The organism is Streptomyces spinosisporus (assembly GCF_022698145.1).
Taxonomy (GTDB): Bacteria; Actinomycetota; Actinomycetes; order Streptomycetales; family Streptomycetaceae; genus Streptomyces; species Streptomyces spinosisporus.
Map to the genome: position 1 here is coordinate 592,691 of NZ_JALDAX010000001.1, position 22,663 is coordinate 615,353.

Annotated in this window: 17 protein-coding genes; 11 read left to right on the forward strand and 6 right to left on the reverse strand. The window is 71.7% G+C overall.

Annotated features, from left to right (window positions below):
- Positions 1 to 217: 217 nt before the first annotated feature.
- Together MQN93_RS02530 and MQN93_RS02535 are read right to left on the reverse strand one after the other, a co-directional pair.
- On the reverse strand, positions 218 to 1,030 hold the full coding sequence (locus MQN93_RS02530) for a TetR family transcriptional regulator (RefSeq protein ID WP_199786491.1): 813 nt from the start codon (positions 1,028 to 1,030) through the stop codon (positions 218 to 220).
- Positions 1,031 to 1,190: 160 nt separating this feature from the next.
- Positions 1,191 to 2,993 (reverse strand): 3-hydroxyacyl-CoA dehydrogenase family protein, encoded by a 1,803-nt coding sequence (locus MQN93_RS02535; protein WP_016431740.1) that lies wholly within the window; start codon positions 2,991 to 2,993, stop codon positions 1,191 to 1,193.
- Between the two features lie 390 nt (positions 2,994 to 3,383).
- On the opposite strand from MQN93_RS02535, the gene MQN93_RS02540 reads away from it, so the two are divergent.
- Positions 3,384 to 3,959 carry an adenylosuccinate lyase gene (locus tag MQN93_RS02540; protein WP_016431739.1) on the forward strand — a complete coding sequence of 192 codons (576 nt, stop codon included), beginning with the start codon at positions 3,384 to 3,386 and terminating at the stop codon, positions 3,957 to 3,959.
- A gap of 22 nt (positions 3,960 to 3,981) precedes the next feature.
- On the opposite strand, the gene MQN93_RS02545 is transcribed toward MQN93_RS02540, so the two are convergent.
- The 4 genes from MQN93_RS02545 to MQN93_RS02560 form a co-directional block, all read right to left on the reverse strand.
- Positions 3,982 to 4,506 carry a GNAT family N-acetyltransferase gene (locus MQN93_RS02545; RefSeq protein WP_242708094.1) on the reverse strand — a complete coding sequence of 175 codons (525 nt, stop codon included), beginning with the start codon at positions 4,504 to 4,506 and terminating at the stop codon, positions 3,982 to 3,984.
- Entirely contained in the window at positions 4,503 to 4,901 is a 399-nt protein-coding gene (locus MQN93_RS02550; RefSeq protein WP_242708095.1) for a RidA family protein, read from the reverse strand. Before MQN93_RS02550 ends, MQN93_RS02545 begins: the two co-directional genes overlap by 4 nt.
- 71 nt (positions 4,902 to 4,972) lie before the next feature.
- Positions 4,973 to 6,553, reverse strand: a complete 1,581-nt coding sequence (locus MQN93_RS02555) for an alpha/beta hydrolase (RefSeq protein WP_242708096.1) — start codon at positions 6,551 to 6,553, stop codon at positions 4,973 to 4,975.
- A 135-nt stretch (positions 6,554 to 6,688) separates the two neighbouring features.
- Complete coding sequence (locus MQN93_RS02560) at positions 6,689 to 7,732, reverse strand: Rv2578c family radical SAM protein (protein WP_016431735.1); 1,044 nt, start codon at positions 7,730 to 7,732, stop codon at positions 6,689 to 6,691.
- 177 nt (positions 7,733 to 7,909) lie between these two features.
- On the opposite strand from MQN93_RS02560, the gene MQN93_RS02565 reads away from it, so the two are divergent.
- The 10 genes from MQN93_RS02565 (at position 7,910) to MQN93_RS02610 (ending at position 22,650) form a co-directional block, all read left to right on the forward strand.
- The gene (locus tag MQN93_RS02565) at positions 7,910 to 8,353 is read left to right on the forward strand and encodes an SRPBCC family protein (RefSeq protein ID WP_016431734.1); all 444 of its coding nucleotides are present in this window, start codon (positions 7,910 to 7,912) and stop codon (positions 8,351 to 8,353) included.
- Between the two features lie 167 nt (positions 8,354 to 8,520).
- On the forward strand, positions 8,521 to 10,911 hold the full coding sequence (locus tag MQN93_RS02570) for an MFS transporter (RefSeq protein ID WP_242708097.1): 2,391 nt from the start codon (positions 8,521 to 8,523) through the stop codon (positions 10,909 to 10,911).
- 132 nt (positions 10,912 to 11,043) lie between these two features.
- Positions 11,044 to 13,539, forward strand: a complete 2,496-nt coding sequence (locus MQN93_RS02575; RefSeq protein ID WP_242708098.1) for an ATP-binding SpoIIE family protein phosphatase — start codon at positions 11,044 to 11,046, stop codon at positions 13,537 to 13,539.
- A 216-nt stretch (positions 13,540 to 13,755) separates the two neighbouring features.
- The gene (locus MQN93_RS02580) at positions 13,756 to 14,481 is read left to right on the forward strand and encodes a class I SAM-dependent methyltransferase (protein ID WP_242708099.1); all 726 of its coding nucleotides are present in this window, start codon (positions 13,756 to 13,758) and stop codon (positions 14,479 to 14,481) included.
- Between the two features lie 204 nt (positions 14,482 to 14,685).
- Positions 14,686 to 15,636 carry an SMP-30/gluconolactonase/LRE family protein gene (locus MQN93_RS02585; RefSeq protein ID WP_242708100.1) on the forward strand — a complete coding sequence of 317 codons (951 nt, stop codon included), beginning with the start codon at positions 14,686 to 14,688 and terminating at the stop codon, positions 15,634 to 15,636.
- Positions 15,637 to 15,700: 64 nt separating this feature from the next.
- A complete protein-coding gene (locus tag MQN93_RS02590) occupies positions 15,701 to 16,534 on the forward strand; it encodes a M55 family metallopeptidase (protein WP_016431729.1) in 834 nt (277 codons plus the stop codon).
- Positions 16,527 to 17,831, forward strand: a complete 1,305-nt coding sequence (locus tag MQN93_RS02595; protein WP_016431728.1) for a M20/M25/M40 family metallo-hydrolase — start codon at positions 16,527 to 16,529, stop codon at positions 17,829 to 17,831. The genes MQN93_RS02590 and MQN93_RS02595 overlap by 8 nt, the downstream gene beginning before the upstream one ends.
- A gap of 18 nt (positions 17,832 to 17,849) precedes the next feature.
- Positions 17,850 to 19,802 (forward strand): prolyl oligopeptidase family serine peptidase, encoded by a 1,953-nt coding sequence (locus MQN93_RS02600; RefSeq protein WP_242708101.1) that lies wholly within the window; start codon positions 17,850 to 17,852, stop codon positions 19,800 to 19,802.
- Complete coding sequence (locus tag MQN93_RS02605; RefSeq protein WP_242708102.1) at positions 19,799 to 20,734, forward strand: S66 peptidase family protein; 936 nt, start codon at positions 19,799 to 19,801, stop codon at positions 20,732 to 20,734. The genes MQN93_RS02600 and MQN93_RS02605 overlap by 4 nt, the downstream gene beginning before the upstream one ends.
- 143 nt (positions 20,735 to 20,877) lie before the next feature.
- Entirely contained in the window at positions 20,878 to 22,650 is a 1,773-nt protein-coding gene (locus MQN93_RS02610; RefSeq protein ID WP_372504251.1) for a CocE/NonD family hydrolase, read from the forward strand.
- Positions 22,651 to 22,663 lie beyond the last annotated feature (13 nt).

Consider the following 22,663-nt stretch of genomic DNA (forward strand, 5'->3'; position numbering starts at 1 on the left):
ATCGCTGTACGCCGGCCGCCCGGACTCCTTCAACGTATGACACCGCGTGTCACCCTGCAAGGCACTGAGTGCCAGAGATTGCGCTCAGGCGAAATCTTTACGCGACAAATGAGCGATGATCGATCGAACAGCCTCGGAAATCCGCGCGAAAAGGGGCTCTGACATGCCAAAACGGCCACCCCGAAGGGTGGCCGTCATCACAGCGGCAAGGAGCCGCTCAGCGCTCCTTGAGCGCCTCCTCGATGGTCCGCATGACCTCGTCCAGCGGCGCGTCCGTGCGGGCGACCGTGACCAAAACCTCGCCCTGGTGCGAGACCGTCGCCGGGACCGTCTGCCGCGGCGCCGTGGAGCGGCCCGCCCCGATGCCCGTCCCGAACGTCTTGCGCACGATCGCGAAGGCGTGGTCCAGCTGCGCCTCCACGTCGCCCTGTCCGCCGGCCCTCAGCCAGCGCCGCAGCACGTGGTTGTGGGCGGTGACCACGGCGGACGCGGCGACCTCCGCCAGCAGCGGGTCGTCGTTGGCGTCGTCGTCGTGCGCGTGCTCGTCGAAGTGGCCGAGGAGATAGCGGGTGAAGAGGCGCTCGTAGCGGGCCACCGACGCGATCTCCGCCTCGCGCAGGGTGGGCACCTCGCGCGTCAGCTTGTAGCGGGCGACCGAGATCTCCGGCCGGGCCGCGTACATCCGCATGACTTCCTTGATGCCGCGGCACACCGTGTCGAGCGGATGCTCGTGCGCGGGTGCCGCGTTCAGGACCGCCTCCGCGCGGACCAGTGTGTCGTCGTGGTCCGGGAAGATCGCCTCCTCCTTGGAACGGAAGTGGCGGAAGAAGGTGCGGCGGGCGACCCCGGCCGCGGCCGCGATCTCGTCGACGGTGGTCGCCTCGTACCCCTTGGTCGCGAACAGCTCCATCGCCGCGGCCGCCAGTTCGCGGCGCATCCTGAGGCGCTGGGCGGCCGCACGACTGCCTGCGGCACTCTCCGGCGCGTCGGGCGTGGCTGGTGTACGTGAGGACTTGGCGGGCTGGGACATGACCCGAACGTACTGCATGTGCGCAGCTTGTTGCGCGTGTACGGGGTTTCCCCCGCCCTCGGCGGGCGGGGGAGAGCCGGGGCTCGCGAGCGGGGGGAGACTGCCCGGGTCGAGCAGTCCGCCCCAGTCCTCGCCGCCTTCGAACCGGTCGCGGACGCCGTCAGCGGCGGGCATATTCACGGAAGCCGCGGCCCGTCTTGCGGCCGAGGCAGCCCGCGGCCACCAGGTGCTCCAGGAGCGGGGCGGGGGCCAGACCCGGGTCGCGGAACTCGCGGTGCAGGACCTTCTCGATCGCGAGCGAGACATCGAGCCCGACGACGTCCAGCAGCTCGAACGGACCCATCGGGTAGCCGCCGCCCAGCTTCATGGCGGCGTCGATGTCGTCGAGCGTCGCGTAGTGCTCCTGCACCATCTTGACCGCGTTGTTGAGGTACGGGAAGAGCAGCGCGTTCACGATGAAGCCCGCCCGGTCGCCGCAGTCCACCGCGTGCTTCCTGATCTTCGTGCAGACCTCGCGGACGGTCGCGTGGACGTCCTCCGCCGTCAGCACCGTCCGCACGACCTCGACCAGCTTCATCGCCGGTGCGGGGTTGAAGAAATGCATGCCGATCACGTCCTGCGGGCGCGAGGTGGCGCGGGCGCAGGCGACGACGGGCAGCGAGGAGGTCGTGGTGGCCAGCACCGCGCCCGGCTTGCAGACCTTGTCCAGCGTGGCGAACAGCTGCTGCTTGACCTCCAGGTCCTCGGCGACCGCCTCCACGGCCAGGTCGACGTCGGCGAAGGCCTCGTACGAACCCGCCGCGGTGATCCGGTCCAGGGTCTCGGCGGCGGCCTCGGCGGTCATCCGGCCCTTGTCGACAGAGCGCGAAAGCGACTTGCCGATACGGGCCTTGGCGGCCTGCGCCTTCTCGTCGCTGCGGGCGGCGAGCACGACCTCGTAGCCCGCCTTGGCGAAGACCTCGACGATGCCGGACGCCATCGTGCCGGAGCCGGCGACGCCGACGGAGCGGACCTCGCGGCCGGGGGTGAGGGCGGCGCCCTCCAGCGGCGTCAGCGCGTCGCGCACGACGGTGGCGCTGCCCGGGGCCTCGTAACTGTAGAAGCCGCGGCCCGACTTGCGGCCGGTCAGGCCCGCCTCGCTGAGCTGCTTGAGGATCGGCGCGGGGGCGTGCAGCCGGTCGTGGGAGGCGGCGTACATCGCCTCCAGGACCGTGCGGGCCGTGTCCACGCCGATCAGGTCGAGCAGCGCCAGCGGGCCCATCGGCAGACCGCAGCCGAGCCGCATCGCGGCGTCGATGTCCTCGCGGGAGGCGTACTTCGCCTCGTACATCGCGGCGGCCTGGTTGAGGTAGCCGAACAGCAGCCCGTCGGCGACGAATCCGGGGCGGTCGCCGACGGCCACGGGCTCCTTGCCGAGGTCGAGGGCGAGGTTGGTGACCGCGGAGACGGCAGTCGGTGCGGTCAGCACCGAGGAGACGACCTCGACGAGCTTCATCGCCGGCGCCGGGTTGAAGAAGTGCAGGCCGAGCACGCGCTCCGGGCGGGCGGAGTCGGCGGCCAGACGGGTCACCGACAGGGCGTTGGTGCCGGTCGCGAGGATCGTCTCCGGCCGCACGATGCCGTCGAGTTCACGGAAGATCTGCTGCTTGATCTCGTACGACTCCGGGGCCACTTCGATGACCAGGTCCGCGTCGGCAGCGGCGCGCAGGTCGGTGGAGGTGCGGACGCGGGCGAGGGCGTCGGCGCGCTCCTGCTCGGTCAGCCGGCCCCGCTCCACGGCGCGGGCGGTGGTGGCCTCCAGGGCGGCGACGGCCTGGGCGGCCGCGGCCTCGCTGATGTCGATGCCGACGACCTCGCGGCCGGCCCTGGCGAGGATCTCGGTGATACCGGTGCCCATGGTGCCGAGGCCGACGACGGCGACGGTGGACAGGGAGGAGGAAGAGGGGGACAGGGGAGTGGCCATCGCGGGACTCCAGGAATGAGGGTGACGACTGGGAGCGCGCCCTGGTGCGCCGGGAACGGACCGGCCGGGGCCGGACCATGGCGCAGGGTGCGTGAGGGATGCGGGTGTTGCCGGGCTGCGAGCGCACACGCCCGGTGCCGTCGCCGTGGGCGCGCACACGCCTGGAGCGAACGGTGGGAAACCGACCGGCCCTGTCCCGTGGCCGGGTCGTGCTGCGGTACATGACGTACCGAACCGACTTCTCACGACGGCTGCGTCACCAGGCCGGCATGAGGGGGTGCGAGTGGGTGACTCGCTCTTATGAGCTTAACCGGCGAGTAACGAGCGCGCCAGCCCCCGTGTTTGTGATGTACGTCCCGGGAGATCGCCGCCCCCTCTAATGTCTGAGTCATGGACGAAGAGTTGCGATCACTCACGGAGCGCTTACGGACGGAGTCGGGAGGCTCCCTCGCCTTCGAGCGTCTTCTGGCGACCGACGACCTCGACGAGCTGGCGCGGGTGCTCACCGAGACGGGACGGCCCCTGTGGGCCCGGGAGCTGGCCGCGTTCCGGCTGGGGCTCGCGGGCGACCGGCGCGCCTTCGAGTCCCTCGTCCTGCTGCTCAACCACCGCGACCCGCCGCGCTGCGCCTCCGCCGCGTACGCCCTCGCCCGCCTGGGCGACCCCCGCACCGCCCGCGCGGCCGCCGCCCTCGCCACCAACGAACTCCGCGTCGCCTACGCCCTGCACCCGGTCAGGCTGCTCACGGACCTGCGCGCACCCGAGTCCGTGCCGGCGCTCATCACGACGCTGCAACGCAGACTGCGCCCGCACGACCCCTACCGCCGCGTGGCCCTCGCCTGCGTGGACGGCCTCGGCACCCTGGAGGACGCCCGCGCCCGCCCCGTCCTGAACGAGGCCCTCGCCCACCCGGCCCTCGCGGAAGCAGCGGTACGCGCACTGGCCCGCATCCCCAAGCAGAGATGACCCCGGCCGCCGCGCGGCCCCGTCACCCCGTCAACTCCCGGACGTACCGCACCTCGGGCACCGCGACACCCGCCACCTCGTACGGCTCCTCGACGCCGTCGGCGCGGAAACCGGACCGTTCGTAGAAGCGCCGGGCGCGTGCGTTGTCCCGCAGCACCCACAGGTACATCCGCGCGTGCCCGGCGGCCGAACAGCGTCGTATCGACTCGCCGAGGAGCGCCTGTCCGACGCCGGCGCCGGACCGCACGGGGTCGACGTAGAGCGCGTACAACTCGGCACTCCTGGGCGGCACTTCGCCGTCCCGACAGGGGCCGTGGCAGAGCCAGCCCACGGTCTCGCCCTCCTGTTCGGCGACCAGGTTCAGCACCCCGGGCCTGGCCTGCCGGAAGCGGGTGCGGTGGCGTTCCGCGTCCTCGCTCGGGCTCATCGCGTCGAGGTGCGCCTGCGGCATCAGGCCGCGGTACGCCCACTGCCGGCCGCCGACCCTGATCTCGGCCACGCGGTCGCAGCCGGCGAGGGTCATCTCGCGGACCTGGGGGGCGTTCATGTGCTCAGGACCGCGAGTGCCTCGATCTCCATCAGGAATTCGGGGCGCACCAGGGCGGACACCTGCACGGCCGAGGCGGCCGGGAGGCGGTCGTCGGGGATGTGTGCCGCGCGGGCCGTGCGGATCGCGGGCATGTGGGCCATGTCCGTGACGAAGAAGGTGAGTTTGACGACGTCGTCGAAGGTCGCGCCGGCGGCGGCGAGGCAGCGGCGGAGGTTCTCGAAGATCTGGCGGGCCTGGCTCTCCGCGTCGCCCTCGCCGACGATCTTGCCTTCCTCGTCCACGGCGATCTGCCCGGAGATCGCGACGAGGCGCCCGGTGGCCGTGACGACGTGGCTGTACTGGGCGGCGGGGAAGACCCCGTCGGGGGCGGGAATCCTGGTCGGCTCACTCATGCGTCCATCCTGGACCATGGGTGTGACAACGCCCCCGACGGGCTCTCAGGTGCGGGACGTCCGGGCCGGACTCAGCCGCGGAAGCCCAGCATTCCGTGCAGCTCCGAACCACCGGTGGAGCCGGACGCCGTCTTCGCGGCGGCCAGTGGAGTGGGATCGGGCAGCTTGGGGCACACCGCGTCGACCTCGCCGCCGCTGCGCGGCACCGTCCCGTTCGACAGATAGTCGGCGAGGTACTTGTCCAGGCAGGCGTTCCCGCTCAGCGTGATGCCGTGGTTCCCGCCACCCTGCTCGACCACGAAGCTGGAGCGGGCCAGCAACTGGTGGACGGTCGCGCCGCCCTCGTACGGGGTGGCCGCGTCATCGGTCGCCTGGAACAGCAGCACCGGCGGCAGCTTGTGGTTGGCGATGCTCACCGGGTGCTTCGAGTGGGTCGGCCAGAAGGCGCACGGCGCGTTGTACCAGGCGTTGTTCCACGCCATGAACGGCGCCTTGTCGTACACCGCCCAGTTGTCCTTGCGCCACTGGTCCCAGTCACGCGGCCAGGAGGCGTCACGGCACTGCACCGAGGTGTAGATGCTGTAGCCGTTGTCCCCGGACGCGTCGACGGCCGCGAAGTTGTCGTACGCCTCGACCAGCGGGTCGGCGTTCTTGTCGTTCACATAGGCCGCGAACGCCTCGGCCAGATAGGGCCAGTAGCCGTTGTAGTAGCCGCCCGGGATGAAGGTGTCCTCCAGCTCGGACGCCCCCACCTTGCCGCCGGCCGGCTTCTTGGCGAGCGCCGCCCGCATCGCGTACCACTTGGCCTCGATCTTGGCCGGGTCGGTGCCCAGCTTGTACGTCGAGTCGTACTTGGCGATCCAGGCCATCAGGGCCTTCTGCCGGGCGTCGAAGGCGTAGTCCTGCGCGATGTTGTCCTCGTACCACACGCCCGTGGGGTCGACGATCGAGTCCAGGACCAGACGCTTCACGCGCTCGGGGAAGAGCTTCGCGTAGACCGCGCCGAGGTAGGTGCCGTAGGAGTAACCGAAGTAACTGGTCTGCTTCGCGCCCAGGGCCGCCCGGATGGAGTCCATGTCCCGTACGGCCTGGATGGTGTTGATGTACGGCAGCAGGCTCGCGTACTTCGTGCCGCAGGCGGCGGCGAAGGACTTGGCGCGGGAGAGGTTGGCCTTCTCAAGGGCCCGCGTCCTCGGCACGGAGTCGGGGCGCACCGGGTTGAAGTAGCCCGGCTTGCAGTCCAGAGCGGGCTTGCTCTGGCCCACCCCGCGCGGGTCGAAGCCGATGACGTCGTACTGCGCCGCGACCGCCTTGGGCAGCGAGGAGGCGACGAATCCGGCCAGCGAGAGTCCGCTGCCGCCGGGGCCGCCGGGGTTGACCAGCAGCGGGCCCTGGCTCTTCTTCGCGGTGTGCTGCACGCGCGAGAGCGCGAGCGTGATCTGCCGCCCGTGCGGGTCGTCGTGGTCCAGCGGCACCTTCAGCGAGGAGCACTGCAGCGTCGGATAGTCGGCGGTGCCGCAGTTCTTCCAGGTGAGTCTCGCCGCGGAAGCGGTGTCCGAGGCCTGCGAGGTGCTCGCGTCGGCGGGGAGGGCCGTGAAGGTCCCGGCCACGACGACGGCGGCACCGCACAGCACGGCTGCGCGTTTTCTCATGGAGTCCTCCCAGGACGGAGGGTTGCGGGCCGCGAGTCTCACGGTCCTCGCCGCATCGTCCCGGAAAGCGGCTGCGGAAGAACTCGTTCTGGCAATACTTGACCCAATTGGGTCGCCGGATGCCCACGAATGATCTCAAATCAACGTGAGTTGGGTTGATTCGGGCATCGACGGCTCGGGCGGCTCCGATGGCTGGATCCGGCGGGGCATGCCCGCGCGCGTGGGGCCGATCCCGTACTCCCGCGCCAGCTCGTGCACCTGACGGGTGATCCGGCGCTGGTACCACTTCGGGGCGTAGGAGCCGTCCGCGTACAGGCGCTCGTAGCGGCGCACCAGATACGGGTGGTGCCGGGCCAGCCAGGCCATGAACCACTCGCGGGCCCCGGGGCGCAGATGCAGCACCAGCGGGGTGACCGAGGTGGCCCCGGCGGCCGCGATCGCCCGTACGGTGGCCCGCAGTTGGGCCGGGTGATCGCTGAGGAACGGGATCACCGGGGCCATCAGGACGCCGCAGCCGAGGCCGTGGTCGGCGAGCGTGCGCACGACGTCCAGACGGCGCTCCGGGGCGGGCGTGCCCGGCTCCACCGTGCGCCACAGCTCGGGGTCGGTGAAGCCGACGGAGACGGAGATGCCGACGTCCGTCACCTGTGCCGACTGCACCAGCAGGTCGAGGTCGCGCAGGATCAGCGTGCCCTTGGTCAGGATCGAGAAGGGGTTGGCGTGGTCGCGCAGGGCGGACAGGATGCCCGGCATCAGGCGGTAGCGGCCCTCGGCGCGCTGGTAGCAGTCGACGTTGGTGCCCATCGCTATGTGCTCGCCCTGCCAGCGGCGCGAGCCGAGCTGGCGGCGCAGCAGCTCCGGGGCGTTCACCTTGACCACGATCTGCGAGTCGAAGTCGAGGCCCGAGTCGAGGTCCAGATAGGTGTGCGTCCTGCGGGCGAAGCAGTACACGCATGCGTGCGAGCAGCCCCGGTAGGGGTTGACCGTCCACTCGAAGGGCATCCGCGAGGCCCCCGGCACCCGGTTGATGATCGAGCGGGCCCGCACCTCGTGGAAGGTGATTCCGCGGAACTCCGGCGTGTCGAAGGTACGGCTGACCACGGCGTCCGCGCCGAACAGCGCGGCGTCGGCCGCCCTGCTGTGGCCGCCGGACTCCACTGTGAGGTTCTCCCAGCGCATGACGCCTCCTCGGTAGCTCTGCCACCAGAGTGAAACACGTGTTCGATTTTCCGTGCAAGGGTGCCCCTCGATCCTTTCGAAGGTCCCTTCGAACACCGGGGCACCCCGATTTGGGCGGCCGTGGGCGGGGGTGGTTGGCTTGCCCCAACCCCGAGAACGCAAGTCCTGGAGGAACCGATGGCGCAGGTCGAGGCCACTACCGAGCGGGTCGTCGCGGCAGACGCGGAGAAGGTGTTCGACGCCCTCGCCGACTACAGCGGCACGCGCGCGAAGCTGCTGCCCGAGCACTTCAGCGAGTACGAGGTGCGCGAGGGCGGCGACGGCGAGGGCACCCTCGTCCACTGGAAGCTCCAGGCCACCAGCAAGCGGGTGCGCGACTGCCTCCTGGAGGTCAGCGAGCCCACCGACGGCGAACTCGTCGAGAAGGACCGCAACTCCTCGATGGTCACCACCTGGCGGGTCACCCCGGCCGGGGAGGGCAGCTCCCGGGTCGTCGTGACCACCGTCTGGAACGGCGCAGGCGGGATCGGCGGCTTCTTCGAGAAGACCTTCGCCCCCAAAGGCCTCGGCCGGATCTACGACGCCGTGCTCGCCAAACTCGCCACCGAGGTCGAGAAGTAGCTCCCGGCGCGTGAAAGACAAGTCCCCGGTGTTCAGGGGCTGTTGACCCGCTCACCGGATCGAGTGGATCTGCAGGGATCGCACCGGTCTGCCGTAACTCGTCGTGCTTGCTCGTAGTTGTCGCCTTACGCGGGAATTGCGTGGCAGCGCGACGAGGGGAGCGGTACGTGGGCGGGACGACTCTGGTGCACCGGGAAGCGGCGCCGGCACCTGCGCGAACGCCCGCCGCCGCACCGGCCGTTCCGGCCGAACTGAGCCCGCGCCGGGTGCGGTTGGTCTTCCTCGGGCTGATGCTGGCCCTGCTGCTCGCCGCCCTGGAGCAGATGATCGTCGCCACCGCGCTTCCGAAGATCGTCGGCGAGCTGCACGGCCTGGACCGGATGTCCTGGGCGATCACCGCCTATCTGCTGACCGCCACCATCGGGCTCCCGATCTACGGCAAGCTCGGCGACCTGCTCGGCCGCAAGGGCGTCTTCCAGTTCGCCATCGTCATCTTCGTGATCGGTGCCGCGCTCGCGGGCCGGGCGCAGTCCATGGACCAGCTGATCGCCTTCCGCGCGGTCCAGGGCGTGGGCGCGGGCGGGCTCATGATCGGCGTGCAGGCGATCATCGCGGACATCGTGCCGCCCCGCCGCAGGGGCCGCTTCATGGGCCTGATCGGCGCCGCGTTCGGCCTCGCGTCCGTGGCCGGCCCCCTGCTCGGCGGCTACTTCACCGACCACCTCTCCTGGCGCTGGTGCTTCTACTTCAACGTCCCCTTCGGCCTCGTCACGCTCGCCGTCGTCACCGTCGTGCTGAAGCTGCCGAGGCCGAGCGTCAGGCCGCGGCTCGACCTCCTCGGCGCGCTGCTGCTCGCCGCCGCCTCGACCTGCCTGGTCCTGCTGACCAGTTGGGGCGGCACCGAGTACGCCTGGGGCTCACGGGTCATCCTCGGGCTCGGGGCCGGAGCGCTGGCCGCCACGGTGCTCTTCGTCGCCGCCGAACACTTCGCCGCCGAACCCCTCATCCCGCTCAGGCTGTTCAGGGACTCCGTCTTCAACGTCACCGGCCTGGTGGGCCTGGTGATCGGCGTCGCGCTGTTCGGCGCCGCCAGCTATCTGCCGACCTTCCTGCAGATGGTCGACGGAGCCTCCGCCACCGAGTCGGGCCTGCTGATGCTGCCCATGATGGGCGGCATCGTCGGCGCCTCGATCATCTCCGGGCAGCTCATCAGCCACACCGGGCGCTACAAGATCTACCCCGTGCTCGGCAGCGCCGTCTCCGTGCTCGGCATGTGGCTGCTGTCCCGGCTCGACATCGACACGCCCCGGCTGCACTACAGCATCTGGATGGCGGTCCTCGGCGCCGGCATCGGCATGGTGATGCCGGTCCTGGTCCTCGCCGTGCAGAACTCCGTCCGCCCGGCCGACCTCGGCACGGCCACCAGTGCCAACAACTACTTCCGGCAGATCGGCGGCAGCGTCGGAGCCGCGATCTTCGGCACCCTCTTCGCCCACCGGCTCACCGACGCCCTCGAAGAACAGCTGCCCACGCGCGCGGGCGAGCGCCTGCCCGACCCCGAGTCCATCACTCCGCAGCTCGTCCACGCGCTGCCCGCCCCGCTGCGCGACGACTACATCCGGGCCTACGCCGACGCCATGCCCCGCATCTTCCTCTACCTGGTGCCGGTGCTGGCCGTCGGTCTCGTCATCGCCTTCTTCCTCAAGGAGATCCCCCTCTTGAACAGCGCAGCGTCCCCTCACGCGACCGAATCGGAGCCGGTGAACATCACGGTGCCGCAGGCACGTTCGCCCCGCGGCGCCGGAATTCCCGTCTGCGGCACGGTGCAGCACCCCGACGGAACCGTCGTCCCGCGCGCGGCGCTCACGCTCATCGACGTGGCGGGAACGCAGATCGGCCGGGGCGCGAGCGGTGAGGACGGGCGGTACGCGCTGTCCACGCCCGGCCCGGGCTCCTACGTCCTCATCGCCGCCGCGGGCGGCCACCAGCCGCAGGCCGTCTCCGTCACCGTCGGCGAGCGCCCCGTCGAACTGGACGTCGTCCTCGGCGGCGCCGGACGCCTCGCCGGCACGGTGCTGACCGCCGACGGCACCCCCGTGCGGGACGCCACCGTGACGCTCACCAATGTGCACGGCGAGGTCGTCGCCACCACCCGCAGCGCACGCGAGGGCGGCTATGTCATCACCGAGCTGGTCGCCGGCGAGTACACCCTCGCGGCCAGCGCGCCCGCGTTCCGCCCGGCCGCGCTCCCCGTCAGCGTGCAGGCCGCCCGGGAGACCCGCCAGGACGTCGAGCTCGCAGGAGGAGCCGTGCTGCGGGGCACCGTGCGGGCGAGCGGCGGACGGCCCGTCGAGGACGCGCGCGTGACGCTGCTCGACGCGGCCGGCAACGTCGTGGACACGCTCACCACCGGACCCGACGGAACGTTCCGGTTCGTCGATCTCTCCTCCGGCGAGTACACCGTCATCGCCGCCGGTTACCCGCCCGTCGCCACCGTGCTGCAGGTCGCGGGAGGCGGACGGACCGAACGGGACCTGCAGTTGGGGCACGAGGACTGACGGGGGATCAGCCGGACCGGGACGGCCGCGGCACCAATTCCCGCATTGCCGCACATCGCCTCCGACCGGGGCCGTACGGTGGAGTAGGCGGCACAGATCTTGCGGAGCCGTGGGGGAGGGAGGCCCTGGGCCATGGACAACGGCACCGACCGTGGCACCGGGAGGGACACTCCTCCCGGCCGCGGAACCGTGACCGGCACGGCGGAGGAGTCCGTCGCGGTCGGCCGCATCCCGCTGGCCGTGGTCGTGGCCGACCGTGACGGCCTGGTCTCCCACTGGAGCCGGGGCGCGGGACGGCTGTTCGGGGTCCCCAAGGACGAGGCGCTGGGCCGCTCCGCCGTCGACCTGCTGCCCGTCTCCGGCGCCCTGCCCGAGGACGACGACATCGCTCCGTACGGGACGTACGCCGTCTACGACGGACTCGGACCCGACCTCGAATCGTCCCTCGACGGCAGGCTCTCCTACCCGGCCGCGGGCCGCGCCCGCCTCACCGTGCCCGCGCCCGAGGGGGACCACGCGCGCGTGGACGTGCTGTGGTGGGCGTACCCCCTGGTGGGTCCGGGGAGCGAGCGGCTGCTGGTGCTCGCCGCCGACGCCGCGGGGCTGCGCCAGGACGACCCCGACGGCGGCGCCGCGGACATGGCGTACGAGCGGATCGCGCCCGGCTTCGCCCTGCACACCGACTTCCCCGGTGCCGAACAGCTGGCCCGCCGGCTGCCCGAGATCCTGCCCAGCATGAGCGTCGACGAGAGCGCCCGCATCGTCGCGCAGGTCCTCGAACTGGGCTATCCCGTGCTGGAGTTCAGCCAGAGCGACCGGGTGCCGGTCACCCCCGACTGGGGCGTGCCGCGGCGCGCCCAGCGCAAGGCCCGCCGGGAGCGGGCCGCGCGGGCGGCGGCCGAGGGCCGGGCCCTGCCGCAGGAAGCCGCCGACGAGGCCCCGGACCTGGAGTACGCCGCCGTACGGGAACACCTGGAGTTCCTCAACGAGGTCAGCGCCCGCATCGGCACCTCCCTCGACCTGTCGCGGACCATCGTCGAGGTGAGCAAGGCAGTCGTGCCGCGCTTCACGGACGTCGCAGGCACCTATCTGCGGGAACAGGTGGTCGCGGGGGAGGGGTTCCCCGACGGCGTCCCGGACACCACCACCATGTGGCACCGGGTGGCCCTGGAGCACACCGACGAACCCGGCCGCTGGGACGACGTCGTGCCGGTCGGCGAGGCCATGCCCTTCCCGGCGCACACGCCCTTCTTCCAGTGCATGACCAGCGGTGAGCCCGTCCTCGTGCCCCGGATCAGCGAGGTGATGGGCCACGCCATCGCCTCGCAGTTCGAAAAGCGCGACATCCGGCCGCTGATCACGGGCCGCTCCATGCTGGTGGTGCCGCTGAAGGCCCGCAACGTCGTGCTCGGCTTCATGATCCTGCTGCGCCACCCGGAGCGCGTCGAGTTCAACGACATGGACCGGGTCACCGGCGCCGAACTCGCCGCCCGCGCGGGCCTCGTGCTCGACAACGCGCGCATGTACACCTACCAGGAGAGTGTCGCCGAGACCCTCCAGGACAGCATGCTGCCGCACATCCCGCCGCGCATGGCGGGCTGCGACATCGCCACCCGCTACCTGCCCGGCACGCTGCTGGGCCGGGTCGGCGGCGACTGGTTCGACTCGGTGAAGCTGCCCGGCGCCCGCACCGCCCTCGTCGTCGGCGACGTCATGGGCCACGGCCTCAACTCGGCCGCGATGATGGGCCAGTTGCGTACGGCCGTGCAGACGATGGCCGCCCTGGACCTGCCGCCCGCCCAGCTCCTGCGCAATCTCGACGACCTCGCCCAGCGGCTCGGCGACAACTACCTCGCGACCTGTCTGTACTCCGTCTACGACCCGATCGCCGGCGAGCTGCACATCGCCAACGCCGGTCACATCCCGCCCGTCCTGGTCCGTGCCGCCGACGGCCGCAGCGAGCTGCTCGACCTGCCGACGGGCGCGCCGATCGGCGTCGGCGGGGTGCCCTTCGAGGCGGTACGCGTGCGCGTGCAGCCCGGCGACCGGCTGGTGATGTGCACCGACGGCCTCGTCGAGGTGCGCGGCGAGGACATCGAACTGGGCCTGGCGACACTCTGCGAGTCCGCGGCACACCCTGCCGCCTCCATGGACGACGCCTGCGACCGGATCATCCGCGCCCTCAACACACGCGGTGGCCGCAAGGACGACGTGGCCCTGCTGATGACCCGGCTCAACGGCGTCGAGGCAGACGACGTGGCCGAGTGGCGCCTCGCCCTCGACCCGATCGAGGTCGCACGCGCGCGTGCCGTCGTCCGTGAACAGCTCCACGAGTGGGGGCTCGCCGGGCTCGTCCGCAACGCCGAGCTGATGGTCAGCGAACTCGTCACCAATGCCGTACGGCACTCCCACAGCCGTCCCGTGGAACTGCGGCTCGTCCGGGGCGACCACCTGCTGGTCGAGGTGGAGGACGACGACCACGACCTGCCGACGCTGCGCAGCGCCGGTCCGACCGACGAGTTCGGGCGCGGGCTGCGCGTGGTGAGCACCCTCGCCCGGGAGTGGGGCACCAGCCGTACGAAGACGGGCAAGACCGTCTGGTTCGAACTGACCCTGCCGCGGCGCTGATCCCGCAGTCCGCGGCGATCCCGCAGTCCGCGGCGCCGATGCCGAAGTCCGGGCCGCCGGCCCCGTATCCGGAGTGCGAAGGGCGCACCGGGCGCATACCTCTCGAATGCGGAGTGAAGGAATGCGCCACGCGCTTGTAGCGGTGACCGGGGCGCGATAGACCGTACTCGCCCGTCGCCAGGACGGGCGAGATCGTCGCACCCTGGGGAGTTGTGCATGAGCGTGACGAGACGGTACCGCGAGGCCTGGGACGGCTTCTGGCGTGAGGCCCCGGATGAGCAGGGGGCGGTGTTCTGGGACGCCGAGCCGGCCGTGACCGCGGGCGTCCACCTGGCGCTGTTCGAACCGCATCTCGCCGACCCCGGCCTTGCGATGGTGGACCTCGGCTGCGGCAACGGCACCCAGACGCGGTTCCTCGCCGAGCGCTTCCGGCATGTCGTCGGCGCCGATCTGTCGGGCGCCGCCCTCGACCACGCCCGGCACGCCGACCCGGCCGGACAGGCCACTTACCGTGTGCTCGACGCCGTGGAGAAGGGCGAGACGGAGACGCTGCACGCCGAACTCGGCGACGCCAACGTCTATATGCGCGGCGTGCTGCACCAGGCCGAGCCGGACGACCGGCAGCCCATGGCGGACGGGCTCGCGACACTCGTCGGACAGCGCGGCCGGGTCTTCCTCGTGGAACTCGCCGAAGCCGCAAAGCCCGTGCTGATGGGCCTGGCGCAGAGCCCCACGGGACCGCCGCCCAAGCTCGCACCGATCTTCCAGCACGGCATCGCGCCGGGCGAGGTGGCCGACGACGCGCTGCCGCAGTATCTGCGGGCGGCCGGCCTCACCGTCCTCGCGAGCGGCGAACTCCCGCTCACCACCACGGAGTCCGGGCCCGACGGCAGCCCGATCGTCCTGCCCTCGACATGGCTGGTGGCGGGGCGCATGGGCTGAGGCCCGACCCTCCCTCCGCTGCCGCAACGGCCTGGAGGGACACCTTCGGGTGACGGTGGGGCGCCGGGGAACTCCCGCGGACGACGGCTCGTTTTCACGAACAGAATTCGAAACCCCGGCCAAGGCCGGGTCATCGAGTCGCCAAGGTTCGCAAAGTTCAGGAGTTCGCCGAGTCCCACCCTCACCGCCCCGGAGGCCCGAACCATGACCTCGAACCACTCCCGTCCCTCCCGCCGCGCCGTGCTCGGCGCAGGCGCCGTCACCGCCCTCGCGCTGGGAACCGGCGCGGGCACCGCGAGCGCGTCCGACGCCACCGGCAGAGCCACCTGGCCCACTCGCTTCCCGCTGCCCGACGGCTGGCTCCCCGAGGGCATCACGATCTGCAGCAGGCCGTTCGCCTACATGGGCTCGCGGGCCAACGGCGCCATCTACCGCACCGATCTGCGCACCGGAAAAGGCGGCGTTCTCTACGCCGGCGCGACCGGCCAGGTCGCCGTCGGCCTCAAGCTGGACCGCGACGGGCTGCTGTACGTCGCGGGCAGCACGGGCGTCGCGCGCATCCACGACTCCCGCACCGGCAAGGTCCTCACCACCTACCGACTGAGCCCGGAGACCGGCCACTTCATCAACGACGTCACCCTGCTCGACGACCGCGCCTGGTTCACCGACTCGCTCGACGCCGTCCTGTACGGCGTGCCGCGCGGCCGCGGCGGCACGGTGCGCACCCTGCCGCTGACCGGTGACTGGGTGCAGACCCCCGGCGTCAACAACGCGAACGGCATCGTCTCCGCCCCGGGCGGCCGCGGCCTGATCGTCGTCAGCAGCACCCCCGGCAGGCTGTACAAGATCAGCCTCAGGACGGGCTCCGCCACCGAGATCGCCCTGGCCGGCGCGGAGAACGTGATGGCGGGCGACGGCCTGTGGCGCATCGGCCGCACGCTGTACGTCGTGCAGAACCGGCTGAACCTGATCAGTGTCTTCGAGCTCGACGCCAAGGCCACCACCGCCACCCTGCGCCGCACCATCACCGACCCCCGCTTCGACGTCCCCACCACCATCGCCCGCTTCGGCCACCGCCTGTATCTCGTCAACGCCCGCTTCACCAGCCCCCAGACACCTGAGACGACGTTCGACGCGGTCGCCGTGCACCTGTGACGACCTGCACCCCGACCGGTGACTTCCTGGCCGGTTTCCCCCGCGGCGCGTAACGTGGCGCTCCATGAAGATCCTGATCAGCGCCGACATGGAGGGTGCCACGGGGGTGACCTGGCCTGCCGACGTGCTGCCGGGCACTCCGCAGTGGGAGCGGTGCCGTTCGATGTTCACCTCGGACGTGAATGCGGCCGTGCTGGGGTTCTTCGACGGCGGGGCGGACGAGGTCGTCGTCAACGAGGCCCACTGGAGCATGCGCAACCTGTTCCTGGAGCAGCTGGACGAGCGCACCGAGATGCTCACCGGGCGGCACAAGTCCCTGTCCATGGTGGAGGGCGTGCAGCACGGCGACGTGGACGGCATCGCCTTCGTCGGCTACCACACGGGCGCCGGGATGGAGGGGGTGCTCGCGCACACCTACCTCGCCAACTCCATCACCGGCGTGTGGCTCAACGACGTACGGGCGAGCGAGGGCCTGCTGAACGCGCACGTGGTCGCCGAGTACGGCGTGCCCGTGGTCCTCGTCACCGGCGACGACCTGGCCTGCGAGGACGCACTCGGCTATGCGCCCGAGGCGCTGAAGGTCGCCGTCAAGGACCATGTCTCGCGCTACGCCGCCGTGTGCCGCACACCGGCCAGGACCGCCGCCGACATCCGGGCCGCCGCGAAGGAGGCCGCACAGCTCGCGGTCCGTCACGAGCCGGTGCGGGGCGGGCCGTTCACCGTGGCGCTGGAGTTCGACGCCGAGCACCTCGCGCTCTCCGCGACCGTCGTGCCGGGCGTGGAGCGGATCGGCGAGCGGAAGGTGGCGTACACCAGCGACACCATGTACGAGGGCATCCGTACCTTCAAGGCGGTCACCACGATCGTCTCGGCCGCGGTGGAGGAGCAGTATGGCTGACGAGCAGGCGCTGGACGAGGTCGTCCGGTTCACCTCCGATCTGATCCGCATCGACACGACCAACCGGGGCGGCGGCGACTGCCGGGAGCGGCCGGCCGCCGAGTACGCGGCCGAGCAGCTGGCCGGGGCGGGACTGGAGCCCATGCTCCTGGAGCGCACCGAGGGGCGGGCCAATGTGGTGGCCCGGATCGAGGGGAGCGACCCGTCTGCCGACGCGCTGCTCGTCCACGGTCATCTGGATGTCGTCCCGGCGCAGGCCGACGACTGGAGCGTGCACCCCTTCTCCGGTGAGGTCCGCGACGGCGTCGTGTGGGGGCGCGGCGCGGTCGACATGAAGAACATGGACGCGATGATCCTCGCCGTCGTGCGGGGCTGGGCGCGCGAGGGGATCCGGCCGCGCCGCGATGTCGTCGTCGCGTTCACCGCCGATGAGGAGGACAGCGCCCGGGACGGCGCGGGGTTCCTCGCCGACGAGCACCCCGAGCTCTTCGAGGGATGCACCGAGGGCATCAGCGAGTCGGGGGCGTTCACCTTCCACGACGGCAGCGGCCGGCAGATCTACCCGCTCGCGGCCGGCGAGCGCGGAACGGGCTGGCTGAAACTCAGCGCGCGCGGGCGCGCGGGACACGGCTCCAAGGTGAACAAGGAGAACGCGGTCACCCGTCTCGCGGCCGCCGTCACCCGCATCGGCGCGTACGAGTGGCCGCTGCGGCCCACCGCGACCGTGCGGGCCGCGCTGGCCGGACTGGCCGAGGTCTACGGCCTCGACGCCGACCTGTCCGACGTCGACGGGCTGCTGCGCAAGCTCGGCCCGGCCGCCAAGCTGGTCGAGTCGACCGTCCGCAACAGCGCCAACCCCACCATGCTGGACGCCGGTTACAAGGTCAACGTGATCCCGGGAGAGGCCGTCGCCCACGTCGACGGACGCTTTCTGCCCGGCGCCGAGGACGAGTTCCGGGCGACCCTGGACCGGCTCACCGGACCCGACGTGGACTGGGAGTTCGTGCACCGCGAGGTGGCCCTGGAGGCACCCGTCGACGCGCCGACGTACGCGCGGATGCGGGAGGCCATCGAGGAGTTCGCGCCCGAGGGGCATGTGGTGCCGTACTGCATGTCGGGCGGCACGGACGCCAAGCAGTTCTCCCGCCTCGGCATCACCGGCTACGGGTTCACTCCGCTCGAGCTCCCCGAGGGCTACGACTATCAGGCCATGTTCCACGGAGTGGATGAGAGAGTCCCGGTGGGGGCACTGCACTTCGGTGTGCGGGTACTCGACCGGTTCCTGCGGACGGCCTGAGTGAAGGTGGGGGAGAGCGTGCAGACCCTGGCGTACGGATCCTGGCCGTCGCCCATCGACGCGGCGCTGGCGGCCGCGCACGACGGGCGGCCCGAGTTCGTCGGTTTCGTCGGCGACGAGGCGTGGTGGACCGAGCCGCGTCCCGCCGAGGGCGGCCGGCGCACCCTGGTGCGGCGCCGCGCCGACGGCCGCGAGGAGCAGGTGCTGCCCGCGCCGTGGAACGTCCGCAGCCGTGTCATCGAGTACGGCGGACAGCCCTGGTCCGCCGCCGTGGTGGACGGTGCACCGCTCGTGGTGTTCGTCGACTTCGCCGACCAGCGCCTGTACCGCCATGAACCCGGCGGCGAGCCGCGCCCTCTGACCCCTCTCTCGCCGGTGGGCGGCGGGCTGCGCTGGGCCGAGCCGCAGGTGCTGGTGGAGCGCGGTGAAGTGTGGTGCGTGCTGGAGGAGTTCACCGGTGACGGCCCCACCGATGTGCGCCGTGTCCTGGCCGCGGTTCCGCTGGACGGCTCGGCGGCCCAGGACCGGGACGCCGTCCGCGAACTCACCGACGACCGGCACCGGTTCGTCACCGACCCCCGGCTCTCGCCCGACGGCGGGCGCGCCGCCTGGCTGGCCTGGGACCATCCCCGGATGCCCTGGGACGGCACGGAGCTGGTCGTCGCCGAGGTCGCCGACGACGGCACCTTCCGGGCGGCACGGACCCTCGCCGGAGGAGCGGAGGAGTCCGTCGCCCAGGTGGAGTGGGCGGCCGACGGCTCGCTGCTGTACGCGAGCGACCGCACCGGCTGGTGGAACCTCTACCGCGACGGCACCCCGCTGTGCGAGCGCGAGGAGGAGTTCGGCGGGCCGCTGTGGAAGCTCGGCCAGCGCTGGTTCGCCCCGCTGGACAGCGGTCTGATCGCCGTCGTGCACGGCCGCGGCGCCACCGCGCTCGGGATACTGGACCCCGACAGCGGCGAGGTCGTCGACGCGGCGGGCCCCTGGACCGAGTTCGCCCCCACGCTCGCGGTGCACGGGGAGCGCGTCGTCTGTGTCGGGGCCAGCCCGCGCAGCGCGTACGAGGTCGTGGAGCTGGACACCCGCACGGGCCGGGCCCGGGTGATCGGCGCCGAGCACGACGACGCCGTCGATCCCGCCTACTACCCCGAACCCCAGATCCGCACCTTCACCGGACCGGCCGGCCGCGACATCCACGCGCACATCTATCCGCCGCACAACCCCGGCTGTGTCGCGCCCGGCGGCGAGCTCCCGCCGTATGTCGTGTGGGCGCACGGCGGCCCCACCAGCCGGGCGCCGCTCGTGCTCGACCTGGAGATCGCCTACTTCACCTCCCGGGGCATCGGGGTCGCCGAGGTCAACTACGGCGGCTCGACCGGGTACGGGCGTGAGTACCGCGGCCGGCTGCGCGAGCAGTGGGGTGTGGTCGACGTCGAGGACTGCGCGGCGGTCGCCCTCGCGCTCGCCGAGGAGGGCACCGCCGACCGCGACCGGCTCGCGATCCGCGGCGGCAGCGCGGGCGGCTGGACCTCGGCCGCCTCGCTCGCCGCCACCGACGTGTACGCCTGCGGCACGATCATCTACCCCATCCTCGATCTCACCGCCTGGGGCACGGGGGAGACCCACGACTTCGAGTCGCAGTACCTGGAGACGCTGGTCGGACCGCTCGCCGAGGTGCCGGGCCGGTACACGGAGCGCTCGCCCGCCGAGCACGCCGACCGCATCACCGTGCCCTTCCTGCTGCTGCAGGGCCTGGACGACGTGATCTGCCCGCCCGCGCAGTGCGAGCGGTTCCTGGCCCGGATGGAGGGACGGCGGGTGCCGCACGCCTACATCGCCTTCGAGGGGGAGGGGCACGGCTTCCGCCGGGCCGACACCATGATCCGCGTCCTGGAGTCCGAACTCTCCCTGTACGCCCAGGTGTTCGGCCTCAATCCGCAGGGCGTCCCGACCCTGGAGCTGTCCAAGTGAGCGAGCACCTCCGGCCACTGCGGCGGCCCTCCCGGCTGGCCCCCGGCGCCCGCGTGGCGATCGTCGCCCCCAGTGGGCCGGTGCCCGAGGAGCGGGTGCAGGCGGGGCTCGACGTGCTGCGCGGCTGGGACCTCGACCCGGTGGTGGCGCCCCATGTGCTGGACCGGCACGGGGAGTTCGACTATCTGGCGGGCAGCGACGCGGACCGGGCCGCCGATCTGCAGCGCGCCTGGTGCGATCCGTCCGTGGCCGCCGTGATGTGCGCGCGGGGCGGGTACGGGGCACAGCGGATGGTCGACCTGCTCGACTGGGAGGCGATGCGGACCGCGGGGCCCAAGGTGTTCGTGGGCTTCAGCGACGTCACCACGCTGCACCAGGCGTTCGCCACCCGCCTGGGCCTGGTCACCCTGTACGGTCCCGCGGCCGCCGGTGTCGACTTCATCAAGAACGGCCGGGCGCAGGAGCATCTGCGGACCACGCTGTTCGCCCCGGAGGACGCCCGCACCATCGCCTCCGCCGGAGCCACCGTGGTGCCCGGGCGGGCCCGCGGCGTCACCGTGGGCGGCTGTCTTGCCCTGCTGGCCTCCGACCTCGGCACGCCTCACGCCCATCCCGGCGCCCGGGGCGGACTGCTGCTGGTCGAGGACGTCGGCGAGCGGCCGTACCGCATCGACCGGATGCTGACCCAACTGCTGCGCAGCGGATGGCTGGACGGCGTCGGCGGGATCGCGCTCGGCTCGTGGGAGGAGTGCGGACCCTACGACGGGGTGCGCGCGGTGCTGACGGACCGGCTGGCCGGCCTCGGGATCCCGGTCGTGGAGGAGTTCGGTTTCGGGCACTGCGCGGGGGCGCTGACTGTCCCCTTCGGGGTCACGGCGGAACTGGACGCCGACGCGCGCACGCTGACGCTCGATCAGCCCGCTCTGCGCTGAGTCCCCTTCACTGAACATCCGTCAACAACACTCATCTGGGCGATTGACCTCCTCTGACACGTGTCACACCATGACAACCGGCCAGTACTTACTGGTCGGTAAGCAGGGCTGTCCCGAGTGTGGAGGTCTCAGTGTCCCGACGCGTGCCCCGATCCCGCGCCGCCCGAGGGCCTGCCCTCGCCGTCGCCCTGTGTGCGGCGCTCACCGCGCCCCTGGCCGTCACCGCGCCCGCGGCGTCGACCGGGCAGTACAGCGTCACGGCACTGAGGTTCACCGTCGAGGCGGGCGGCCGCACCTGCGCGGTCGACGCCGATCTGTACCGCCCGGCGGGCGTCGACCGGGCGCATCCCGCCCCGGCCGTGGTCGCGACGAACGGCTTCGGCGGCAGCAAGTCCGACGGCTCGACCGACGCCATCGGCAAGGCCTTCGCCGAGCGCGGCTATGTGTCCCTGGTCTACTCCGGACTCGGCTTCGGCAAGTCCGGCTGCCTGATCTCCCTGGACGACCCGGCCATCGACGGTACGGCCGCCGCGCGACTGGTCGACTTCCTCGGCGGCAAGCGCGCCGCCGACGACGGCACCAGAGCCGACTTCGTCACCCTCGACCGCCCGGGCGACCCGCGGGTCGGCATGATCGGCGGCTCGTACGGCGGGGCGATCCAGCTGGCGACGGCGGCGGTCGACCACCGGGTGGACGCGCTCGTCCCGCTGATCACCTGGAACGACCTCGCCTACTCGCTCGACCCCAACAACGCCTCCAGCACCGTCCCCGGCGCCTTCAAATGGCAGTGGACCAACGGCTTCTACCTCATCGGCGAGGGCCAGCCGCTGACCGAGCCGAACCTCGACCCGTCCCGCATCAACTCCCTGGCCTGTCTGCACTTCGTCACCAAGGCCTGCGCGACGATGCGGCTGCTGAACTCCGGGAGCTACCGCCCCGGCCCGACCGCCGAGATGCTCGCCTACGCGCACAGCGTCTCCCCCCGCTCGTATCTGAGCCGCGTGAAGGCGCCCACCCTGCTGATCCAGGGGCAGGCCGACACCCTGTTCAACCTCAACGAGGCGACCGCCACGTACAAGACGCTCAAGGCGCAGGGCACGCCCACCAAGATGATCTGGCAGTCCTGGGGGCACAGCGGCGGCATCACCGACCCCGCGAGCGGCGAACTCGACCTCGCCCAGGGCAACTTGGAGACCAGCTACGTCGGCCGACGGATCCTCGCCTGGTTCGACCGCTATCTGCACCGGCAGAACACCGACACCGGCCCCGCCTTCGCCTACTACCGCGACTGGATCACCGACCCCGCCCGCACCTACGCCACGGCCGCCCAACTCCCTTCCCTCGACCGGACGTTCTACCTCTCCGGCGACGGCAAGCTGGTCGACAACCGCAGCAAGGTCGTCCGCGGCAGCCGTACGTACACCAACCACCTGATCCCCACGAGCCATTCGGAGAGCTCGCTGGCCGGGATCGCCGGGCTGCCGGACCCGGGGCCGTACGACACCGCGGGCACCTATCTCGCCTGGACCGGCGCACCGCTCACCCGCACCACCGACGTCGTCGGCTCGCCCCGGGCCACGCTCAGGGTCGTCTCACCGGCCGCCGCACGGGCCCAGCGCTCGGGTGACGCCGCCGACCGGCTCGTCCTGTTCGCCAAGCTCTACGACATCGCGCCCGACGGCAGCAGGACGCTCGTGCACCGGCTGATCGCGCCGGTCCGGGTGCCGGACGTGACCAAGAGCTTCACCGTGACGCTGCCGGGCATCGTCCACCGGTACGAGAAGGGGCACCGGCTGCGGTTCGTGATCGCCGCCAGCGACGACGCGTACTTCGGCAACCAGGGGATCAAGCCGGTGACCGTCGTCAGCGCGCCCGGGGACACCGGGGTGCTGGAATTGCCCGTGCTCGGCGGCTGAGGCCGCCGTAGGG

Bases quoted from the DNA above. Each gene is read 5' to 3' on its own strand.
- MQN93_RS02595 (WP_016431728.1), top strand. From the start codon at position 16,527: ATGGCTGACGAGCAGGCGCTGGACGAGGTCGTCCGGTTCACCTCCGAT.
- MQN93_RS02565 (WP_016431734.1), top strand. From the start codon at position 7,910: ATGGCGCAGGTCGAGGCCACTACCGAGCGGGTCGTCGCGGCAGACGCG.
- MQN93_RS02555 (WP_242708096.1), bottom strand. From the start codon at position 6,553: ATGAGAAAACGCGCAGCCGTGCTGTGCGGTGCCGCCGTCGTCGTGGCC.
- MQN93_RS02590 (WP_016431729.1), top strand. From the start codon at position 15,701: ATGAAGATCCTGATCAGCGCCGACATGGAGGGTGCCACGGGGGTGACC.
- MQN93_RS02580 (WP_242708099.1), top strand. From the start codon at position 13,756: ATGAGCGTGACGAGACGGTACCGCGAGGCCTGGGACGGCTTCTGGCGT.
- MQN93_RS02540 (WP_016431739.1), top strand. From the start codon at position 3,384: ATGGACGAAGAGTTGCGATCACTCACGGAGCGCTTACGGACGGAGTCG.
- MQN93_RS02535 (WP_016431740.1), bottom strand. From the start codon at position 2,993: ATGGCCACTCCCCTGTCCCCCTCTTCCTCCTCCCTGTCCACCGTCGCC.
- MQN93_RS02560 (WP_016431735.1), bottom strand. From the start codon at position 7,732: ATGCGCTGGGAGAACCTCACAGTGGAGTCCGGCGGCCACAGCAGGGCG.
- MQN93_RS02530 (WP_199786491.1), bottom strand. From the start codon at position 1,030: ATGTCCCAGCCCGCCAAGTCCTCACGTACACCAGCCACGCCCGACGCG.
- MQN93_RS02545 (WP_242708094.1), bottom strand. From the start codon at position 4,506: ATGAACGCCCCCCAGGTCCGCGAGATGACCCTCGCCGGCTGCGACCGC.
- MQN93_RS02575 (WP_242708098.1), top strand. From the start codon at position 11,044: ATGGACAACGGCACCGACCGTGGCACCGGGAGGGACACTCCTCCCGGC.
- MQN93_RS02585 (WP_242708100.1), top strand. From the start codon at position 14,686: ATGACCTCGAACCACTCCCGTCCCTCCCGCCGCGCCGTGCTCGGCGCA.
- MQN93_RS02550 (WP_242708095.1), bottom strand. From the start codon at position 4,901: ATGAGTGAGCCGACCAGGATTCCCGCCCCCGACGGGGTCTTCCCCGCC.